This window comes from Mesorhizobium sp. M7A.F.Ca.US.005.03.2.1 (genome assembly GCF_003997795.1).
GTDB lineage: Bacteria > Pseudomonadota > Alphaproteobacteria > Rhizobiales > Rhizobiaceae > Mesorhizobium > Mesorhizobium ciceri.
Genome location: NZ_RZRP01001410.1, coordinates 1 through 834, shown reverse-complemented (window position 1 = coordinate 834; position 834 = coordinate 1). Strand labels below are relative to the sequence as shown.

The following is an 834-nucleotide window of genomic DNA, read 5'->3' as shown; positions in this document are numbered from 1 at the left end:
CAGTTCATGTCGTCAAGATCGCGGAGAAAGACATGTCCGAAACCTTCAAAGCCATCCTCGTTTCGCGTGACGCCGAGAAAAAGCAGTCGGTCGCCGTGACCGATCTCACCGAGGCCGACCTGATGGAAGGCGATGTCACCGTCGCGGTCGAGGCAACGACGGTGAACTACAAGGATGGCTTGGCGATCACAGGCAAGGCGCCGGTGATCCGCCGCTGGCCGTTGGTGCCGGGCATCGATTTCGCCGGCACCGTCATTTCGTCCTCGCATCCCGACTGGCGCGCCGGAGACAAGGTCGTGCTGAATGGCTGGGGCGTCGGCGAAACCCATTTCGGTGCCTATGCAGGCCGTGCCCGCGTCAGGGGCGACTGGCTGGTGCCGCTGCCGCAAGGCATCAGCCCGCATGACGCGATGGCCGTCGGCACCGCAGGATATACCGCCATGCTCTGTGTCATGGCCCTGGAGCGGCACGGCATCCTGCCCGATCGCGGCCCGGTGGTGGTGACGGGGGCAGCCGGCGGCGTCGGCTCGGTCGCGGTCTCCATCCTGTCCAGCCTCGGCTACCATGTCATTGCTTCCACCGGCCGCAATGCCGAAAGCCCCTTTCTGATGGACCTTGGCGCCGCCGAGGTGATCTCGCGCGAGGAGCTTGCCCAGCCGGCCAAGCCGCTGGCCAAGGAGCGCTGGGCGGGCGGCATCGACGCTGTCGGCAGCCACACGCTGGCCAATGTGCTCTCGATGACCTCCTATGGCGGCGCGGTCGCCGCCTGCGGCCTGGCCGGCGGCATGGACCTGCCGGCCAGCGTCGCGCCCTTCATCCTGCGCGGTGTCTCAT

1 protein-coding gene is annotated in these 834 nt (G+C 67.0%); it reads left to right on the top strand.

Going from position 1 to position 834, the window contains the following annotated elements:
• Window positions 1-32 precede the first annotated feature (32 nt).
• Window positions 33-834, top strand: an 802-nt coding sequence (locus EN991_RS38155; protein WP_164769754.1) for an MDR family oxidoreductase, incomplete at its 3' end; no start/stop codon positions are given.